The sequence below is a fragment of the Enterobacter sp. RHBSTW-00593 genome (assembly GCF_013784105.1).
GTDB classification, from domain to species: Bacteria; Pseudomonadota; Gammaproteobacteria; order Enterobacterales; family Enterobacteriaceae; genus Enterobacter; species Enterobacter ludwigii.
On the sequence record NZ_CP056393.1, the window covers coordinates 1566940 to 1585684 of the forward strand.

Genomic DNA, 18745 nt, shown 5'->3' on the forward strand with positions numbered 1-18745 from the left:
GAGTGAGCAATCTGTCGCTCGATTTTTCTGAGAATGCGTTTCAACCTCTGGCCGCTCGTATGCGGCCAGAAAATTTAGCGCAGTACATCGGCCAGCAACACCTGCTGGCTGCGGGGAAACCCTTGCCGCGTGCCATTGAGGCCGGGCATCTGCACTCTATGATCCTCTGGGGCCCACCCGGTACAGGTAAAACTACGCTCGCGGAAGTTATCGCCCGCTATGCTAACGCGGATGTCGAGCGCATCTCGGCGGTCACGTCCGGCGTGAAGGAGATCCGCGAGGCGATTGAACGTGCGCGGCAGAACCGCAATGCCGGGCGACGTACCATTCTCTTTGTCGACGAAGTTCACCGTTTCAATAAAAGCCAGCAGGATGCTTTCCTGCCGCACATTGAAGACGGCACCATTTTCTTCATCGGTGCCACCACCGAAAACCCGTCGTTTGAACTCAATTCCGCACTGCTTTCCCGTGCACGTGTTTACCTGCTCAAATCCCTGACCGTGGAGGATATTGAACAGGTTCTCACGCAGGCGATGAACGATAACGCGCGCGGCTACGGCGGGCAGGATATCGTTCTGCCTGACGACACGCGCCGGGCGATCGCTGAGCTGGTTAACGGCGACGCCCGCCGGGCACTCAATACGCTGGAAATGATGGCCGATATGGCCGAAGTGGATGCGTCCGGCAAACGGGTACTGAAACCGGCGTTGCTCACCGAAATCGCCGGGGAGCGCAGCGCGCGTTTCGACAATAAAGGCGATCGGTTTTACGATCTGATTTCGGCACTGCATAAGTCGGTGCGCGGCAGCGCGCCCGATGCGGCGCTTTACTGGTATGCCCGCATTATCACCGCCGGTGGCGATCCGCTGTATGTGGCCCGTCGCTGCCTGGCGATTGCCTCTGAGGATGTCGGGAATGCCGACCCGCGCGCCATGCAGGTGGCTATTTCGGCCTGGGACTGCTTTACCCGCGTCGGGCCTGCTGAAGGCGAGCGTGCTATCGCTCAGGCGATTGTTTATCTGGCCTGCGCACCGAAAAGTAACGCTGTCTATACCGCCTTTAAAGCGGCCATGTCCGACGCTCGTGAACGCCCGGATTATGACGTGCCGGTACATCTGCGCAATGCGCCGACCAAACTGATGAAAGAGATGGGGTATGGGCAGGAGTACCGCTACGCCCACGACGAACCCAATGCCTACGCCGCCGGGGAGGAATATTTCCCGCAGGAGATGGCACAAACCCGCTATTATCACCCCACAAACAGAGGTCTTGAAGGCAAGATTGGCGAAAAGCTCGCCTGGCTCGCCGGACAGGATCAAAATAGCCCTATAAAACGCTACCGTTAGTGCGATCGTTGCGGTAATGTTGGCAATGTATCCCTGTGGCCGCAGGCTGTGGTCACATTTTCCTATTTTAATTCGATAAGCACAGGATAAGCATGCTCGATCCCAATCTGCTGCGTAATGAGCCAGACGCAGTCGCTGAAAAACTGGCACGCCGGGGCTTTAAGCTGGATGTAGATAAGCTGCGCGCTCTTGAAGAGCGTCGTAAAGTTCTGCAGGTACAAACTGAAAATCTGCAGGCAGAGCGTAATTCTCGATCGAAATCCATCGGCCAGGCGAAAGCGCGCGGGGAAGACATTGAGCCATTACGCCTGGAAGTGAACAAACTGGGTGAAGAGCTGGATCAGGCGAAAGCGGAGCTGGACGTGCTTCAGGCCGAGATCCGTGATATCGCGCTGGCGATCCCGAACATTCCTGACGATAGCGTACCTGTCGGTAAAGATGAAAACGATAACGTTGAAGTGAAACGCTGGGGTACGCCTCGCGAGTTCGACTTCGAGGTTCGCGATCATGTGACCCTGGGCGAAATGCATGCCGGCCTGGACTTTGCGGCCGCAGTTAAGCTGACCGGTTCTCGCTTCGTTGTGATGAAAGGCCAGATTGCTCATCTGCATCGCGCTCTGGCGCAGTTTATGCTGGATCTGCACACCGAACAGCATGGCTACAGTGAAACCTACGTCCCGTATCTGGTTAACCACGATACGCTGTACGGTACTGGCCAGCTGCCAAAATTTGCCGGCGATCTGTTCCACACCCGTCCGCTGGACGAGGAAGCTGACAGCAGCAACTACGCGCTGATCCCAACTGCGGAAGTGCCGCTGACTAACCTCGTGCGTGATGAGATCATCGACGAAGACGACCTGCCAATCAAACTGACAGCACACTCTCCGTGCTTCCGTTCTGAAGCGGGTTCTTACGGTCGCGACACCCGCGGTCTGATCCGTATGCACCAGTTCGACAAAGTAGAGATGGTGCAGATTGTCCGCCCGGAAGAGTCGATGGACGCGCTGGAAGAGATGACCGGCCACGCTGAGAAAGTGCTGGAGCTGCTGGGTCTGCCGTACCGTCGTATGGCGCTGTGCACCGGTGATATGGGCTTTGGTGCCTGCAAAACCTTCGACCTGGAAGTCTGGGTTCCTGCGCAGAATACCTACCGTGAAATCTCCTCCTGCTCTAACGTCTGGGATTTCCAGGCGCGTCGTATGCAGGCACGTTGCCGCAGCAAGTCTGACAAGAAAACCCGTCTGGTGCATACCCTGAACGGTTCTGGTCTGGCTGTCGGTCGTACACTGGTTGCCGTGCTGGAAAACTATCAGCAGGCGGACGGTCGTATTGAGATCCCTGAAGTGCTGCGTCCATACATGAAAGGCCAGCAGTACATCGGTTAATGATTTGACGTGAAACAAAAAAGCGCCTCAGGGCGCTTTTTTTATACCTTAGAATTGATACGACGCAATAACCCCTCCCTCCAAAGTAGTAATACTCCTCCGAATGAAAGTCAGCATAAAAAACCAATAACGAAGTTATTCGTTATATATAAAACTATATAGCGGCATATGCCGCCTCTCTTTTCTTTGTGAGCAACCAAAGTGAGTCTCTATGAAAATCAAAGCGCCTGAAGCGTTAATGGCTGCCGAGGTCACTCGCCGTGGGTTGATGAAAACCACGGCAATTGGTGGTCTGGCCGTTGCCAGCAGCGCCTTTACGCTCCCTTTTTCTCGTCTGGTGTCGGCGGCGGATGCATTGTCCCCGGCCACCCCGGAAAAAGTGGTGTGGAGTGCCTGTACCGTAAACTGCGGTAGCCGTTGTCCACTGCGTATGCATGTGGTGGATGGTGAGATTAAATATGTCGAAACCGATAATACCGGGGACGATAACTACGAGGGGTTACATCAGGTCCGCGCCTGCCTGCGCGGCCGTTCAATGCGTCGTCGCGTTTATAACCCGGACCGCCTGAAGTACCCGATGAAACGCGTTGGCAAGCGTGGAGAAGGGAAGTTCGAGCGCATTAGCTGGGATGAAGCCTACGACATCATCGCGACGAACATGCAGCGTCTGATCAAAGACTACGGCAACGAATCCATCTATCTGAACTATGGCACCGGGACGCTCGGCGGCACGCTGACCCGCTCCTGGCCACCGGGGAAAACGCTGGTGGCCCGTCTGATGAACTGCTGCGGCGGTTATCTGAACCATTATGGCGACTACTCTTCGGCGCAGATTGCCGCCGGTCTGAACTACACCTACGGTGGCTGGGCAGACGGTAACAGCCCGTCTGATATCGAAAACAGTAAGCTGGTGGTGCTGTTCGGCAACAACCCGGGTGAAACGCGCATGAGCGGTGGCGGGGTAACGTACTACCTCGAACAGGCGCGCGCCAAATCGAATGCCCGCATGATTATTATCGACCCGCGCTATACCGACACCGGTGCAGGGCGTGAAGATGAGTGGATCCCGATTCGTCCTGGCACTGATGCTGCGCTGGTCTCCGCGCTGGCGTGGGTGATGATCACTGAAAATCTGGTCGATCAGCCGTTCCTCGATAAATACTGCGTCGGTTATGACGAGAAAACATTGCCAGCCAGCGCGCCGGCTAATGGCCACTATAAGGCCTATATTCTCGGTCAGGGCAGCGACGGTATTGCCAAAACGCCGGAATGGGCGTCCACCATCACGGGAATTCCGGTAGACCGTATTGTTCAACTGGCACGCGAGATTGGCTCGGCTAAACCGGCCTATATTAGTCAGGGCTGGGGTCCACAGCGTCATGCGAACGGTGAAATTGCCACCCGTGCCATTTCGATGCTCGCCATTCTGACGGGTAACGTGGGCATTCATGGCGGTAACACGGGTGCGCGTGAAGGCTCCTATGAAGTGCCGTTTGAACGTATGCCGACGCTGGAAAACCCGGTTCAGACCAGTATCTCCATGTTTATGTGGACTGATGCCATTGAACGCGGCCCGGAAATGACTGCGCTGCGTGACGGCGTGCGGGGTAAGGACAAGCTGGATGTCCCGATCAAAATGATCTGGAACTACGCCGGCAACTGTCTCATCAACCAGCATTCTGAAATTAACCGCACCCATGAAATCCTGCAGGATGACAAGAAGTGCGAGATGATTGTGGTGATCGACTGCCACATGACTTCTTCGGCAAAATATGCCGATATTATTCTCCCGGACTGCACGGCCTCTGAGCAGATGGATTTCGCGCTGGATGCCTCCTGCGGCAACATGTCCTACGTTATCTTTACCGATCAGGCCATTAAACCTCGCTTTGAGTGCAAAACCATCTATGAGATGACCTCTGAGCTGGCGAAACGTCTTGGCGTTGAGCAGCAATTTACCGAGGGGCGCACGCAGGAAGGGTGGATGCGCCATCTGCATGAACTCTCCCGCAAAGCGATCCCTGACCTCCCGGATTTCGATACCTTCCGTGAGCAGGGGATGTACAAACAGCGTGATCCGGAAGGCCACCACGTGGCGTACAAAGCTTTCCGTGACGATCCGCAGGCCAATCCGCTGACCACGCCATCGGGCAAAATTGAAATTTATTCAGAAGAGCTGGCAAAAATTGCCTCTACCTGGGAGTTGCCGGAAGGGGATGTTATCGATCCGCTGCCGATCTACACGCCGGGCTTTGAAAACTACAACGATCCGCTGACCGCGAAATTCCCGCTGCAGTTGACCGGCTTCCACTACAAAGCGCGTGTTCACTCTACCTATGGCAACGTCGACGTACTGAAAGCTGCCTGCCGTCAGGAGATGTGGATTAACCCGATGGATGCCAAAGCCCGTGGGATCAGCAATGGCGACCGCGTGCGCATCTTTAACGGTCGCGGTGAGGTACACATTGAAGCCAAGGTGACTCCGCGCATGATGCCTGGCGTTGTCGCGCTGGGGGAAGGGGCCTGGTATAGCCCGGATGCGAATCGCATCGACCAGGCAGGCAGTATTAACGTACTGACCACGCAGCGTCCGTCGCCACTGGCGAAGGGCAACCCGTCCCACACGAACCTTGTTCAGGTTGAAAAGGTGTAAGGAGTAACCGATGACAACCCAGTATGGATTTTTTATTGATTCCAGCCGCTGCACCGGGTGCAAAACCTGCGAGCTCGCCTGCAAGGATTACAAAGATTTAACCCCGGACGTCAGCTTCCGCCGTATTTATGAATACGCGGGCGGTGACTGGCAGGAAGACAACGGTGTCTGGCACCAGAACGTGTTTGCCTACTACCTGTCGATTGCCTGCAACCACTGCGAAGACCCGGCCTGTACCAAGGTCTGCCCGAGCGGGGCGATGCACAAGCGTGACGACGGGTTTGTGGTGGTGGATGAAGATGTCTGCATCGGCTGTCGCTACTGCCACATGGCCTGTCCGTACGGTGCCCCGCAGTACAACGCCGCCAAAGGGCATATGACCAAGTGCGACGGCTGCCACACCCGCGTGGCAGACGGCAAAAAGCCAATCTGCGTGGAGTCCTGCCCGCTGCGCGCGCTGGATTTCGGTCCTATCGACGAGTTGCGTAAAAAACATGGTCAGCTGGCAGCCGTCGCACCGCTGCCGTCCGCGCACTTCACGAAGCCGAGCATCGTGATTAAACCTAACGCCAACAGCCGCCCGACAGGGGATACCACCGGCTACCTGGCAAACCCGAAGGAGGTGTGAGATGGGAAGTGGATGGCATGAATGGCCGCTGATGATCTTCACGGTCTTTGGGCAGTGTGTGGCGGGCGGTTTTATTGTCCTCGCGCTGGCGCTGCTGAAAGGGAATCTCACTGCTGAGCAACAACAACGTTTAGTGTTGAGTATGTTTGGCCTGTGGGTGCTGATGGGAATTGGCTTTATTGCCTCTACGCTGCACCTCGGCTCACCAATGCGCGCGTTCAACTCCCTGAACCGGGTGGGCGCGTCGTCACTCAGTAATGAAATCGCCAGCGGGGCGATCTTCTTTGCTGTGGGTGGGCTGGGTTGGCTGCTGGCAGCACTGAAGAAATTGCCGGCAGGGCTGCGCAGCGTGTGGCTGATTGTCACGATGGTGCTGGGCGTGGTGTTTGTGTGGATGATGGTGCGGGTCTATAACACCATCGACACCGTGCCGACCTGGTACAGCATCTGGACGCCGATGAGCTTCTTCCTGACGCTGTTTATTGGTGGGCCGCTTCTTGGCTTCATGCTGCTGCGCGTCGCGGGTGTTGACGGTTGGGCGATGCGTTTGCTACCTGTCGTTTCACTGCTGGCGCTGGTGGTGAGCGCAGTCGTCACCCTGATGCAGGGCGCGGAGCTGGCAACCATTCACAGCTCTGTTCAGCAGGCGTCTGCCCTGGTGCCGGCATACGGCTCGCTGATGGCCTGGCGCGTGGTACTGCTGGTGGCGGCACTGGTGTGCTGGATTGTGCCTCAGCTTAAGGGGTATCAACCCGCGCTGCCGCTCCTGTCACTGGCTTTTGTGTTGGTCCTCGCAGGTGAACTGATCGGCCGCGGTGTGTTCTACGGTTTGCATATGACCGTAGGTATGGCCGTCGCCAGTTAGCGTTGCCGTGGGTGAGATAAAGCCGGGACGGAGCGCCCGGCTTTTTTTATTTTAATCATGAAATTTTTCGACTGACGTTTTGTTTTCACTTCGGGCATTAATAAATAAAAACAGATACATAATTCATATCTATAGCAGGCGTTGCATTAGCAGGATAAGTTTTTTAAATCGACAGGGAACATATCGTGCGTGGCGGTGAAATCAGTGGATTGACTTTGTTTTTGCCAGTGGCATGATGCGCACGAAATCTGAACTTCCTCACGGTTTTTAATCCATGACCATCTATACCCGGCCAGTGCTTTTATTGCTCTGTGGCCTGCTTCTGCTGACCCTGGCGATCGCAGTGTTAAATACGCTCGTCCCGCTGTGGCTCGCCCATGAAAACTTACCGACCTGGCAGGTGGGTATGGTCAGCTCGTCCTTTTTTACCGGCAACCTGCTGGGTACGCTGGTTACAGGAAGCCTGATTAAACGCTTTGGTTTTAACCGCAGCTATTATCTGGCCTCGCTGCTCTTCGCTGTCGGATGTGCCGGGCTGGGCCTGATGGTCGGCTTCTGGAGCTGGATGGTATGGCGCTTTATCGCCGGAGTGGGTTGCGCGATGATTTGGGTGGTGGTTGAAAGCGCGCTGATGTGCAGCGGCACGTCACGTAACCGCGGACGCCTGCTGGCAGCCTATATGATGGTTTATTACATCGGTACCGTGCTTGGTCAACTGATGGTGAGCAAACTGCCAACCGACCTGATGAGCGTTTTGCCGTGGGTGACGGGAATGGTGCTGGCAGCAATCCTGCCGCTGCTCTTTACGCGCATTGTGAACCAGAACAGCGAACACCAGGAAGCAACCCACGTCTGGCCAATGCTGAGACTGCGTCAGGCGCGCCTTGGCGTTAACGGCTGTATTATCTCCGGAATTGTGCTTGGTTCACTGTATGGCCTGATGCCGCTTTATCTGAACCATCAGGGCGTCAGCGATTCCGGGATCGGTTTCTGGATGGCGGTGATGGTGAGTGCGGGGATTGTCGGTCAGTGGCCGATTGGACGCCTGGCCGATCGCTTTGGTCGCCTGCTGGTGCTGCGTGTTCAGGTTTTTGTGGTGATCATGGGCTGTCTCGCCATGCTCAGCAATGCGGCGATGGCGCCTGCGCTGTTTATTCTGGGTGCCGCAGGTTTTACGCTCTATCCGGTCGCGATGGCCTGGGCCTGTGAGAAAGTTGAACACCACCAGTTAGTGGCAATGAACCAGGCGTTGTTACTGAGCTATACCATCGGCAGCCTGCTGGGACCGACCTTTACCGCGATGCTGATGCAGAATTACTCCGACAATTTGCTGTTTATTATGATCGCCAGCGTATCGTTTATTTATCTCTTAATGCTGCTGCGCAAAGTGGGAGAACACCCGACGCCTGTGGCGCATGCCTGATTAATAAAAAGCCAGTCGATGACTGGCTTTTTTGTCCCCATCACATATAAGACTTTTACGTATTGTTTGTTTATTGCACCAGGCGATAATTCAGGTGAGTTATATCACTAAAAGGCAACAATCATGTCTACTCGTCGTTTTACCACTACCGCTCTGGCAGTAGTGTTGTCTTTAACGTTTGCTGCAGCTCCGGTCATGGCTAACCCGGGTAACGGGAATGGCAGTGGTCACGGGAACAGTGGCGGACAAGGTAATGGCGGCAGTCACGGCAATTCCGGTAGTCATGGCAACGGAAATTCCGGTACCCACGGTAATAAACAAAATAACGGTCAGGAAAATCCAGGTAAATCGAATAAAAGCGTCAGTGACGATGTCGACGCCCGTGTGAGCTTCGATCATGCCCGTCACCTGGCACTGAATTACGGCTTAACAGGTTATGAGTCACTGCCTCCGGGTATTGCGAAAAACCTCGCACGCGGTAAACCGCTCCCTCCGGGCATTGCGAAGAAAACCGTGCCGGCCTCTATGCTGGGCCAGCTTCCTTCCTATCCTGGTTATGAATGGCGTGTCGTCGGTGACGATCTGGTCTTAATTGCGCTGAGTACTGCGGTTGTGACCACCATTATTAATGGCGTCTTCAGATAATATAAAAAAGGCCCGGTTCTCACCGGGCCTTTTCTTAATACATTACCTTGTGGCCGTACTGTTCAAGAATACCTTTCACGCGTTCCATCGTCTCTTTCTTCGGCGGCTTAACGCCATCGAGTTTATATTCTTCGCCCATGGCGACCCACTTGTGTTTACCCAGTTCGTGGTAGGGCAGAAGCTCAATTTTCTCAACGTTGCCCATATCGCGGGTAAATTCTCCCAGCCGATGCGCGGAATCGTCATCATCTGACCAGCCAGGTACAACAACATAGCGGATCCAGGTTTTGATGCCTTTCCCGGAGATGTATTTGGCGAACTCCAGCGTACGGTGGTTGGAAACACCCACCAGATTCTGGTGGATCTCATCGTTCATCTGTTTGAGATCGAGCATCACCAGGTCGGTGACGTCGAGCAGTTCATCAATGACCGGATCGTAGCGGCGGACAAAACCGTTTGTATCGAGACAGGTATGAATGCCTTCTTTGCGACAGGCGCGGAACCAGTCGCGCACGAATTCGGCCTGCAGAATGGCTTCACCGCCGGAAGCGGTTACGCCGCCGCCGGATGCGTTCATAAAATGACGATAGGTCACCACCTCTTTCATCAGTTCTTCGACGGTCACTTCTTTGCCGCCGTGCGTATCCCAGGTGTCACGGTTATGGCAGTACAAGCAGCGCATCAGGCAGCCCTGGAAAAAGGTGATAAAGCGGATACCCGGGCCATCGACAGTGCCACAGGATTCAAAGGAGTGAATGCGACCAATAATTGACATTGCGGTGATATCTCCAGCATCGGCCCGTCCGGGGCCTGTGTATGCACAGCTCAAAACCGGCTGTGTTTAAGTCTGTTTTGGCTGTTATCCATAGAGTATAGATAGCGGACAAAAGAGACTGTGATGGAGAGAGTGTTAAAAAGGCCCCACGTATGTGGAGCCTTTATTGTACGCCTTTTAACGCGTGATTTCAGTCAATTCCACTTACATGGACTGAGTGAAAGTACGGGTGATAACGTCCTGCTGCTGTTCTTTCGTCAGGGAGTTAAAACGTACTGCGTAGCCGGATACACGGATGGTCAGCTGAGGATATTTCTCAGGGTGTTCCATCGCATCAAGCAGCATTTCACGGTTCATTACGTTCACGTTCAGGTGCTGACCACCTTCAATGGACGCTTCGTGGTGGAAGTAACCATCCATCAGACCCGCGAGGTTAGTTTTACGTACTTCGTCGTCTTTACCCAGCGCATTTGGCACGATAGAGAAGGTGTAAGAGATACCATCTTTCGCGTAAGCAAACGGCAGTTTAGCAACGGAGGTCAGAGAGGCAACAGCACCTTTCTGGTCACGACCGTGCATTGGGTTAGCACCAGGACCGAATGGCGCACCCGCGCGACGACCGTCCGGAGTGTTACCGGTTTTCTTACCATACACAACGTTAGACGTGATGGTCAGAACAGACTGAGTCGGGATAGCGTTACGGTAAGTGGTCAGTTTCTGAATTTTCTTCATGAAACGTTCAACCAGGTCAACCGCCATGTCATCAACGCGAGAGTCGTTGTTACCAAACTGCGGATATTCGCCTTCGATTTCGAAGTCAACAGCCAGACCGTCTTCGTCACGAATTGGTTTAACTTTCGCATATTTGATTGCAGACAGGGAGTCAGCCGCAACGGACAGACCTGCGATACCACACGCCATGGTGCGGATAACGTCACGGTCATGCAGCGCCATCAGAGAGGCTTCGTAGCTGTACTTGTCGTGCATGTAGTGGATAACGTTCAGGGCAGTGACGTACTGTTTAGCCAGCCAGTCCATGAAGTGATCCATACGCTCCATGACTTCATCGAAGTTCAGAACGTCGCCTTTGATTGGTTCAGACTTAGGACCAACCTGCATTTTCAGTTTTTCATCAACGCCGCCGTTGATTGCGTACAGCATGGTTTTCGCCAGGTTTGCACGCGCACCGAAGAACTGCATTTGTTTACCAACAACCATTGGGCTTACGCAGCATGCGATAGCATAGTCATCGTTGTTGAAGTCCGGACGCATCAGGTCATCGTTCTCGTACTGCAGAGAAGAGGTGTCGATGGACACTTTAGCGGCGAATTTCTTGAAGTTCAGAGGCAGTTTTTCAGACCACAGAACGGTGATGTTCGGCTCCGGAGAAGGACCCATGGTGTACAGGGTGTTCAGGAAGCGGAAGCTGTTTTTGGTAACCAGAGTACGGCCATCAACACCCATACCACCGATAGATTCCGTTGCCCAGATTGGGTCACCAGAGAACAGCTCATCGTATTCAGGGGTACGCAGGAAGCGAACCATACGCAGTTTCATGACCAGGTGGTCAATCATTTCCTGAGCGTCTTGCTCGGTGATTTTGCCCGCTTTCATATCACGTTCGATGTAAGCATCCAGGAAGGTGGATACACGACCGAAGGACATTGCTGCACCGTTCTGAGACTTAACTGCGGCCAGGTAGCCGAAGTAGGTCCACTGGATAGCTTCCTGAGCGTTGGTTGCAGGACCAGAGATATCGCAGCCATATTTAGCCGCCATTTCTTTGATCTGACCCAGCGCGCGATGCTGTTCAGCGATTTCTTCACGCAGACGGATAGTCGCTTCCAGGTTTACACCGTTTTCCAGATCAGACTGCAGGGAAACAAACTGCGCGTATTTGTCTTTCATCAGGAAGTCGATACCGTACAGCGCAACGCGACGGTAGTCACCGATGATACGGCCACGGCCATAGGCATCTGGCAGACCAGTCAGAACGCCAGATTTACGGCAGTTCAGAATGTCTTTGGTGTAAACATCGAATACACCCTGGTTGTGGGTTTTGCGGTATTCGGTGAAGATTTTTTTCAGCATTGGGTCCAGCTCGCGGTTATACGCTTTGCAGGAACCTTCAACCATTTTGATACCACCGAACGGGATGATCGCACGTTTCAGTGGTGCTTCAGTCTGCAGACCAACGATTTTCTCAAGGGCTTTGTTAATGTAGCCAGCATCGTGAGAAGTGATGGTAGAAGCAACGGAGGTGTCAAAATCAACTGGCGCGTGAGTGCGGTTTTCCAGTTTTACGCCTTCCATTACGCTGTCCCACAGCTTGGTGGTCGCGTCAGTTGCACCAGCCAGGAAGGATTCGTCACCTTCATACGGGGTATAGTTTTTCTGAATGAAGTCACGTACGTTTACTTCATTCTGCCAGTCACCTTTCGCAAAACCTTCCCAGGCTGTGGCTAACTTTTCATTAAGCTCGGACATGTAACACCTACCTTCTTAAGTGGATTTTTTATTTACTGCCTGAGATAACCATCAATGATGGTCGTCGCCACGCAGGTAAATGACCCAGTATGTCAACCCAACTAACAGACCCCCACCGATAATGTTCCCGATAGTGACAGGGATCAGGTTATCAGTAATGAAATTCATAATAGTCAGGTGAGAGAAACTTTCCGGGGTTGAACCAACAGCAGTCCAGAACTCCGGGCTTGCAAAGTTGCGGATTACAATTCCCATTGGGATCATAAACATGTTCGCAATACTGTGCTCGAAGCCGCTGGCAACAAACATCGCAACCGGCAGAACCATAATCATGGCTTTATCCATCAGGCTACGACCCGAGTAGCTCATCCAGACAGCCAGGCATACCATCAGGTTAGCGAGGATGCCGAGAGCAACGGCTTCGATAAATGTGTGGTGCATTTTGTGGTCTGCGGTCTGCAGGACGTTGAGTCCCCAGCCACCGTTGGCGGTCATATACTCGCCAGAGAGCCACATCAACAGAACAAAGAGCAGACAGCCAATCAGGTTGCCAACATAGACATTAAGCCAGTTGCGCGCCAGTTGACCCCAGGTAATTCTTCCGCTGGCTTTTGCCACGACAATCAACACTGTAGAAGTGAAGAGGTCGGCGCCGCAGATGACGCAAAGAATCAGTCCCAGTGAGAAGCAAATACCGCCAATCAGTTTCGCCATGCCGAAAGGCATCGCGGCAGTACCGGTGGTGGCAGTGATGTAGAAGACAAACGCGATAGAGATGAACACACCAGCCGTGATCGCCAGATAGAACGTCTTCATCGGGTGTTTCGTTGCTTTATAGACACCCGCTTCTTCGGCAACTTTGGCCATAGCAGCTGGGAGTAAAAGATCAAAAGGGTTGTCAGCTTTCACACTAACTCTCTCTTTATTAAGTCGGCGACGAGATACTAACAAAGCATTATAGAAGAGAAATTGATATAGATCATATCTCGCCTGGCTTATAGGCCCGCAATGTGTATGGATTTACAGCAAAAGCGGAGTAAGTATTTGATTATCCGTATAAAAATAAATTTTAAAAGTTATGAAAAGAGTTGAATTATTTCTTTCGGCCACCTCTGCAACAGTTAATTAATATGGAGTAATTACCATAAAAAGTAACAGTAAAGCCCAGGTAAATATTATTATATTTACCCATATTTAACTTTATTATTACAATCAACAGTCATTGCCGAAAAAAATAAAAAACGGGGCAATGAAATTGCCCCGTAATATAGCCCAGACGATTGAATACGCCTACAGCTGATAATGTTATATGCGCTTATTTTGACCAGTAAGCGGATTTCGCCTTCTGCAATTTTTCATACGCTTTCAGCAGAGACTGATGTGCCGGGAAGGCTTTCAGGTCGCTATCCACAGCCTGAAGACCATAGAACGGCGCTTCACCGCTCAGTGCTGCGCTGGCGGCTTCAACGGCGTCAGCACCGTACATGCGAACAAACGCATTCAGGTATTGCAGCGGCTGACGATCTTCTTCCTGCGCGAGAAGCAGCAGGGTTTGCAGGCAGCGATAGTAGTTAGTGCGCTCGGCAGAGAAGACAGACTGGTTAAACTCCATAGTCCACTCGGTCCAGGCCAGAGCCTGATCCAGATCGCCGCCAGCCAGTGCCAGCATTGCTTTCAGCTCACCAATACGCAGGGTATACCAGCCGTTATCTTTACCGGTCGCCAGGCCCAGCAGCTCGCGTACGCGGGTGAAGTCATCATGGCCTTCCTCGTCCAGTTGCGCGATCAGGTTCAGGTAATCTTCTTTTTCCCATTCGCTGCCCGGCAAGGCCAGCAGGGTTTCACGCAGGTGCGCGCCCATGCTGTTGTTCGCCAGCCACAGATCTTCTGCCGGATAGATGTCGGACATGCCCGGCACCAGAATGCGGCAGGCGTACACGCCAAGGTGTTCGTAGTCAGCGATGTAGACTTCTTTATCTTCCGCCTTAAAGATAGCCATCAGCGTGGCGAACTCTTCTTCGGTGGTACCTGCAAAGCTCCAGTCGACAAACGGATAGTCCGCGTCCTGCTTAAACAGATCCCAGGAGATCAAACCGCTGGAGTCGATGAAGTGGGTTTCAAGGTTGGTGTGCTCGGCCACTTCTTCATCGTCAAAGGTCGGTGGTGTAAACACGTCCAGATCTTTCAGGCCACGGCCCTGCAGTAACTCGGTGACGGTACGCTCCAGCGCTACGCCAAAGTCAGGGTGCGCGCCGAAGGAGGCGAAGCAGGTTCCGTTTTCAGGATTAAACAGCACCACACAGATAACCGGGTATTTACCGCCCAGTGAGCCGTCATAGGCAAAGATTGGGAAACCTTCCGCTTCCAGCCTGGCGATGGATTCCACCACGCCCGGGTAGCGCGCCAGCACGTCAGCCGGAATTTCAGGCAGGCTGATGGATTCGGCAATGATGCGGTTTTTAATGTGGCGTTCGAAGACTTCAGACAGCCCCTGTACGCGCGCTTCATTACGGGTATTACCGGCAGACATACCGTTGGACACATACAGGTTGCCAACGATGTTCATCGGGATATAGACGGTCTGCTCATCAGACTGACGCGTGAACGGCAGGGCGCAGATACCACGATCCTCATTGCCGGACTGCAGATCGATCAGCATGCTGGCGGTCAGTTCGTTTTCCGGATCGTAGAACGCACGCAGACGCGCGTCGAGAATGCCTTCCGGCAGCGCGTCGTCTTCAGGCAGCGGGAACCATTTTTCGTTCGGATAGTGCACGAACGGGCCGTTGGCGATGGTTTCACCCAGCCAGAAATCGGCGAAGAAATAGTTGGTCGACAGACGTTCAAAATACTCACCCAGCGCAGAGGCCAGTGCCGCTTTTTTTGTCGCGCCTTTACCATTGGTAAAGCACAGGGCACACTCTTTATCGCGAATATGCACGGACCAGACATGAGGCACTGGGTTGAGCCAGGAGGCTTCTTCGATATTAAAGCCCAGGTCGGTCAGTTTCTGCTGGAAGCGAGCGATGGAATCTTCCAGAGCGGCGTCTTTGCCGGGGATAAACGTTTGAGTCATGGCGTTCACTTTTATCGTACGTAAAGCGCGCAATGATACGGGTTTTGCGTGACAGGTGCTATCTTCGGCGAAAATAAAAGACTCGACTATGCTTACAGACAGTAACTTACTGTTAAGGCATAGAAAAATGAAAGCATTTGATCTCCAGCGGATGGCGTTTGATAAAGTTCCTCCCGAATTTTTGGGCGAAGTGGCCCTGCGCAGCCTGTATACCTTTGTATTGGTCTTTCTGTTTCTCAAAATCACCGGGCGGCGTGGCGTCCGGCAGATGTCCCTCTTTGAGGTGCTGATTATTCTGACGCTGGGTTCAGCGGCGGGGGATGTCGCCTTTTACGACGATGTGCCGATGGTGCCGGTCTTTATCGTTTTTGTCTCACTGGCGCTACTTTACCGGCTTGTCATGTGGCTGATGTCGAAAAGTGAAAAGCTGGAAGATCTTCTCGAAGGGAAGCCGGTGGTTATCGTCGAGAACGGGCGGCTGGCCTGGGAAAATGTACAGAGTGCCAACATGACCGAGTTCGAGTTTTTTATGGAACTGCGTCTGAATAGCGTTGAACAACTCGGGCAGGTGCGGCTGGCAATCATGGAAACGAACGGGCAAATCAGCGTCTATTACTATGCTGACGACGAGGTGAAGCCGGGGCTCTGTATTCTGCCGGATATGCTTATTGAGCGTTTCACGACCGTGCCTGAGTCAGGCGAATATGCCTGTATAAGATGTAGCCATGTTGTGGCGATGCAACCGGGCGATCATCAATTATGTCCCCGCTGTACAAATCCGGAATGGACGAAGGTTAGCCGGGCCAAACGCCTTACCTGACAGCCATATTGTCGGTTTTGCCGCAGTGAGATGGCAGATTGTATTGTGTGACGCGGGACACATTTCACCGGTCATAAGTTTTAGACATTGCGGCGCGTGTCACTGAATGATAAAACCGATATCCACAGTTATAACTTATTGCTTTTAGCGTGGTGAGGGGAAATGGCTCAAGTCTTTAATTTCAGTTCAGGTCCGGCGATGTTGCCGGCAGACGTGCTTAAACAGGCTCAACAGGAACTTTGTGACTGGAACGGTCTGGGTACGTCGGTGATGGAAATCAGCCACCGTGGTAAAGAGTTTATTCAGGTGGCGGAAGAGGCAGAAAAGGATTTTCGCGATCTGCTGAACATTCCCTCAAACTACAAAGTTTTGTTCTGCCACGGCGGTGGCCGCGGTCAGTTTGCTGGCGTCCCGCTGAATATCCTCGGCGACAAAACCACGGCAGACTACGTTGATGCGGGTTACTGGGCGGCAAGTGCGGTTAAAGAAGCCAAAAAGTACTGCTCGCCAAATGTTATCGACGCCAAAATTACCGTTGATGGCCTGCGTGCCGTGAAGCCGATGAGCGAATGGCAGCTCTCTGATAACGCTGCGTACCTGCACTATTGCCCAAATGAAACCATCGACGGGATTGCCATCGACGAGACCCCGAACTTCGGTAAAGACGTGGTGGTTGCAGCCGATTTCTCCTCTACCATTTTGTCCGCGCCAATTGACGTCAGCCGCTACGGTGTTATCTATGCGGGTGCGCAGAAAAATATCGGCCCGGCGGGTTTGACTATTGTCATCGTGCGCGAAGATTTGCTGGGTAAAGCCCATCAGTCTTGCCCGTCTATTCTGGATTATACGGTCCTCAACGATAACGACTCCATGTTCAACACCCCCCCTACGTTTGCCTGGTACCTCTCTGGCCTGGTCTTTAAATGGCTCAAGCAAAACGGCGGCGTGGCGCAGATGGACAAAATCAATCAGCAGAAAGCCGACCTGCTGTATGGCGTGATCGATAAGAGCGATTTCTACCGTAACGATGTCGCGAAAGCTAACCGTTCTCGTATGAATGTGCCGTTCCAGCTGGCGGATAGCAACCTGGATAAAGTCTTCCTTGAAGCGTCCTTCGCTGCAGGCCTGCATGCGCTGAAAGGCCACCGTGTTGTAGGCGGTATGCGTGCCTCTATCTATAACGCGATGCCGCTGGAAGGGGTTAAAACCCTGACCGATTTCATGATCGACTTCGAACGTCGCCACGGTTAATTACGCTGTTTTTCACCCCCGTAGCCCTGCTGCGGGGTTTTTATTATGTTGAGTTGAGAGTTAAGTTTCATGGAATCCCTGACGTTACAACCTATCGCGCGGGTAGATGGCACCATTAATCTGCCTGGTTCAAAAAGTGTCTCGAACCGCGCTCTGCTGCTGGCAGCTCTGGCAAACGGCACCACCGTCCTCACAAACCTGCTGGACAGCGATGACGTGCGCCATATGCTCAATGCGCTGAAAGCGTTGGGAGTTCATTACACGCTGTCTGACGACCGCACCCGCTGTGAAGTGACCGGCAACGGCGGCGCGTTACGCTCGGCTGAAGAGCGTGAACTGTTTCTGGGTAATGCGGGGACGGCAATGCGCCCGCTGGCGGCGGCCCTGTGCCTGGGCAGCAACAATATTGTGCTGACCGGTGAGCCACGCATGAAAGAGCGTCCCATTGGCCATCTGGTGGATGCCCTTCGTCAGGGCGGCGCGCAGATTGAGTATCTGGAGCAGGAAAATTACCCGCCTCTGCGTCTGCGCGGTGGTTTCAATGGCGGTAACGTCGACGTGGATGGCAGCGTCTCCAGCCAGTTCCTGACGGCTCTGCTGATGACTGCGCCGCTGGCACCACAGGATACGGTCATCACCATCAAAGGCGACCTGGTCTCTAAACCGTACATTGATATTACGCTGCACCTGATGAAAACCTTCGGGGTTGAGGTGGAAAACCGCGCTTATCAGCAATTCGTGGTTCGCGGTGCGCAGCAGTACCAGTCTCCGGGTCATTACCTTGTGGAAGGTGATGCTTCGTCTGCCTCCTATTTCCTGGCGGCAGGGGCGATTAAGGGCGGTACGGTGAAAGTGACCGGCATTGGCCGTAACAGCGTTCAGGGCGATATCCGTTTTGCTGACGTGCTGGAAAAAATGGGCGCTACGATTACCTGGGGTGATGATTTCATCTCCTGCACCCATGGCGAGCTGAACGCTATCGATATGGACATGAACCATATCCCGGATGCGGCGATGACCATTGCCACGGCGGCGCTCTTCGCAAAAGGCACCACGACGCTGCGTAACATTTACAACTGGCGCGTAAAAGAGACTGACCGTCTGTTCGCGATGGCGACCGAACTGCGTAAAGTGGGCGCCGAAGTGGAGGAGGGCGAAGACTACATCCGCGTCACGCCTCCGGCAAAACTGCAATTTGCGGAAATCGGCACCTATAACGATCACCGCATGGCAATGTGCTTCTCGCTGGTGGCGCTCTCCGATACGCCGGTGACCATTCTCGACCCGAAATGTACGGCGAAAACCTTCCCGGACTACTTCGAGCAATTGGCGCGTATCAGTACCCCTGCCTGATTTGCCTTCGCGCCAGCCTCTGTGCTGGCGCGCTTACA

At 53.5% G+C, this 18745-nt stretch carries 14 protein-coding genes; 10 read left to right on the top strand and 4 right to left on the bottom strand.

Going from position 1 to position 18745, the window contains the following annotated elements; translation table 11 throughout:
- Window positions 1–2: 2 nt before the first annotated feature.
- The 7 genes from rarA to HV242_RS07390 all read left to right on the top strand — a co-directional run bounded on the left by rarA (window position 3) and on the right by HV242_RS07390 (window position 8945).
- The gene (gene rarA / locus HV242_RS07360; RefSeq protein ID WP_014169370.1) at window positions 3–1346 is read left to right on the top strand and encodes a replication-associated recombination protein RarA; all 1344 of its coding nucleotides are present in this window, start codon (window positions 3–5) and stop codon (window positions 1344–1346) included.
- A gap of 92 nt (window positions 1347–1438) precedes the next feature.
- Window positions 1439–2731 carry a serine--tRNA ligase gene (gene serS, locus HV242_RS07365; RefSeq protein WP_008499983.1) on the top strand — a complete coding sequence of 431 codons (1293 nt, stop codon included), beginning with the start codon at window positions 1439–1441 and terminating at the stop codon, window positions 2729–2731.
- A 211-nt stretch (window positions 2732–2942) separates the two neighbouring features.
- Complete coding sequence (dmsA, locus tag HV242_RS07370) at window positions 2943–5384, top strand: dimethylsulfoxide reductase subunit A (RefSeq protein WP_020884827.1); 2442 nt, start codon at window positions 2943–2945, stop codon at window positions 5382–5384.
- A 10-nt stretch (window positions 5385–5394) separates the two neighbouring features.
- Complete coding sequence (locus HV242_RS07375) at window positions 5395–6012, top strand: DMSO/selenate family reductase complex B subunit (RefSeq protein WP_014169373.1); 618 nt, start codon at window positions 5395–5397, stop codon at window positions 6010–6012.
- A gap of 1 nt (window position 6013) precedes the next feature.
- Complete coding sequence (locus HV242_RS07380) at window positions 6014–6877, top strand: dimethyl sulfoxide reductase anchor subunit family protein (RefSeq protein ID WP_014169375.1); 864 nt, start codon at window positions 6014–6016, stop codon at window positions 6875–6877.
- 274 nt (window positions 6878–7151) lie between these two features.
- Entirely contained in the window at window positions 7152–8300 is a 1149-nt protein-coding gene (locus tag HV242_RS07385) for an MFS transporter (protein WP_014169376.1), read from the top strand.
- 123 nt (window positions 8301–8423) lie between these two features.
- Window positions 8424–8945 carry an anti-virulence regulator CigR family protein gene (locus HV242_RS07390; protein ID WP_020884824.1) on the top strand — a complete coding sequence of 174 codons (522 nt, stop codon included), beginning with the start codon at window positions 8424–8426 and terminating at the stop codon, window positions 8943–8945.
- A 34-nt stretch (window positions 8946–8979) separates the two neighbouring features.
- Here HV242_RS07390 and pflA read toward each other — a convergent pair whose 3' ends face one another.
- From pflA to ycaO, 4 genes are all read right to left on the bottom strand, one after another.
- Window positions 8980–9720 (bottom strand): pyruvate formate lyase 1-activating protein, encoded by a 741-nt coding sequence (gene pflA, locus HV242_RS07395; protein WP_020884823.1) that lies wholly within the window; start codon window positions 9718–9720, stop codon window positions 8980–8982.
- Window positions 9721–9924: 204 nt separating this feature from the next.
- On the bottom strand, window positions 9925–12207 hold the full coding sequence (pflB, locus tag HV242_RS07400; RefSeq protein WP_014169380.1) for a formate C-acetyltransferase: 2283 nt from the start codon (window positions 12205–12207) through the stop codon (window positions 9925–9927).
- Window positions 12208–12258: 51 nt separating this feature from the next.
- Window positions 12259–13116 carry a formate transporter FocA gene (gene focA / locus HV242_RS07405; protein WP_025204555.1) on the bottom strand — a complete coding sequence of 286 codons (858 nt, stop codon included), beginning with the start codon at window positions 13114–13116 and terminating at the stop codon, window positions 12259–12261.
- Between the two features lie 406 nt (window positions 13117–13522).
- A complete protein-coding gene (gene ycaO / locus HV242_RS07410) occupies window positions 13523–15283 on the bottom strand; it encodes a 30S ribosomal protein S12 methylthiotransferase accessory factor YcaO (RefSeq protein WP_032677795.1) in 1761 nt (586 codons plus the stop codon).
- A 127-nt stretch (window positions 15284–15410) separates the two neighbouring features.
- Here ycaO and HV242_RS07415 point away from each other — a divergent pair, with 127 nt between their 5' ends.
- The 3 genes from HV242_RS07415 to aroA all read left to right on the top strand — a co-directional run bounded on the left by HV242_RS07415 (window position 15411) and on the right by aroA (window position 18707).
- Entirely contained in the window at window positions 15411–16103 is a 693-nt protein-coding gene (locus HV242_RS07415) for a DUF421 domain-containing protein (protein ID WP_020884820.1), read from the top strand.
- Window positions 16104–16265: 162 nt separating this feature from the next.
- Window positions 16266–17354 carry a 3-phosphoserine/phosphohydroxythreonine transaminase gene (gene serC / locus HV242_RS07420; RefSeq protein WP_025204554.1) on the top strand — a complete coding sequence of 363 codons (1089 nt, stop codon included), beginning with the start codon at window positions 16266–16268 and terminating at the stop codon, window positions 17352–17354.
- 69 nt (window positions 17355–17423) lie between these two features.
- Window positions 17424–18707, top strand: coding sequence for a 3-phosphoshikimate 1-carboxyvinyltransferase (gene aroA, locus HV242_RS07425; protein WP_044857540.1), 1284 nt, complete (start codon window positions 17424–17426; stop codon window positions 18705–18707).
- The last annotated feature ends 38 nt before the right edge of the window (window positions 18708–18745 follow it).

Coding starts and splice junctions, on each gene's coding strand:
- serC (WP_025204554.1), top strand. CDS start 16,266: ATGGCTCAAGTCTTTAATTTCAGTTCAGGTCCGGCGATGTTGCCGGCA.
- dmsA (WP_020884827.1), top strand. CDS start 2,943: ATGAAAATCAAAGCGCCTGAAGCGTTAATGGCTGCCGAGGTCACTCGC.
- aroA (WP_044857540.1), top strand. CDS start 17,424: ATGGAATCCCTGACGTTACAACCTATCGCGCGGGTAGATGGCACCATT.
- HV242_RS07415 (WP_020884820.1), top strand. CDS start 15,411: ATGAAAGCATTTGATCTCCAGCGGATGGCGTTTGATAAAGTTCCTCCC.
- pflA (WP_020884823.1), bottom strand. CDS start 9,720: ATGTCAATTATTGGTCGCATTCACTCCTTTGAATCCTGTGGCACTGTC.
- ycaO (WP_032677795.1), bottom strand. CDS start 15,283: ATGACTCAAACGTTTATCCCCGGCAAAGACGCCGCTCTGGAAGATTCC.
- serS (WP_008499983.1), top strand. CDS start 1,439: ATGCTCGATCCCAATCTGCTGCGTAATGAGCCAGACGCAGTCGCTGAA.
- HV242_RS07380 (WP_014169375.1), top strand. CDS start 6,014: ATGGGAAGTGGATGGCATGAATGGCCGCTGATGATCTTCACGGTCTTT.
- HV242_RS07375 (WP_014169373.1), top strand. CDS start 5,395: ATGACAACCCAGTATGGATTTTTTATTGATTCCAGCCGCTGCACCGGG.
- HV242_RS07390 (WP_020884824.1), top strand. CDS start 8,424: ATGTCTACTCGTCGTTTTACCACTACCGCTCTGGCAGTAGTGTTGTCT.
- HV242_RS07385 (WP_014169376.1), top strand. CDS start 7,152: ATGACCATCTATACCCGGCCAGTGCTTTTATTGCTCTGTGGCCTGCTT.
- pflB (WP_014169380.1), bottom strand. CDS start 12,207: ATGTCCGAGCTTAATGAAAAGTTAGCCACAGCCTGGGAAGGTTTTGCG.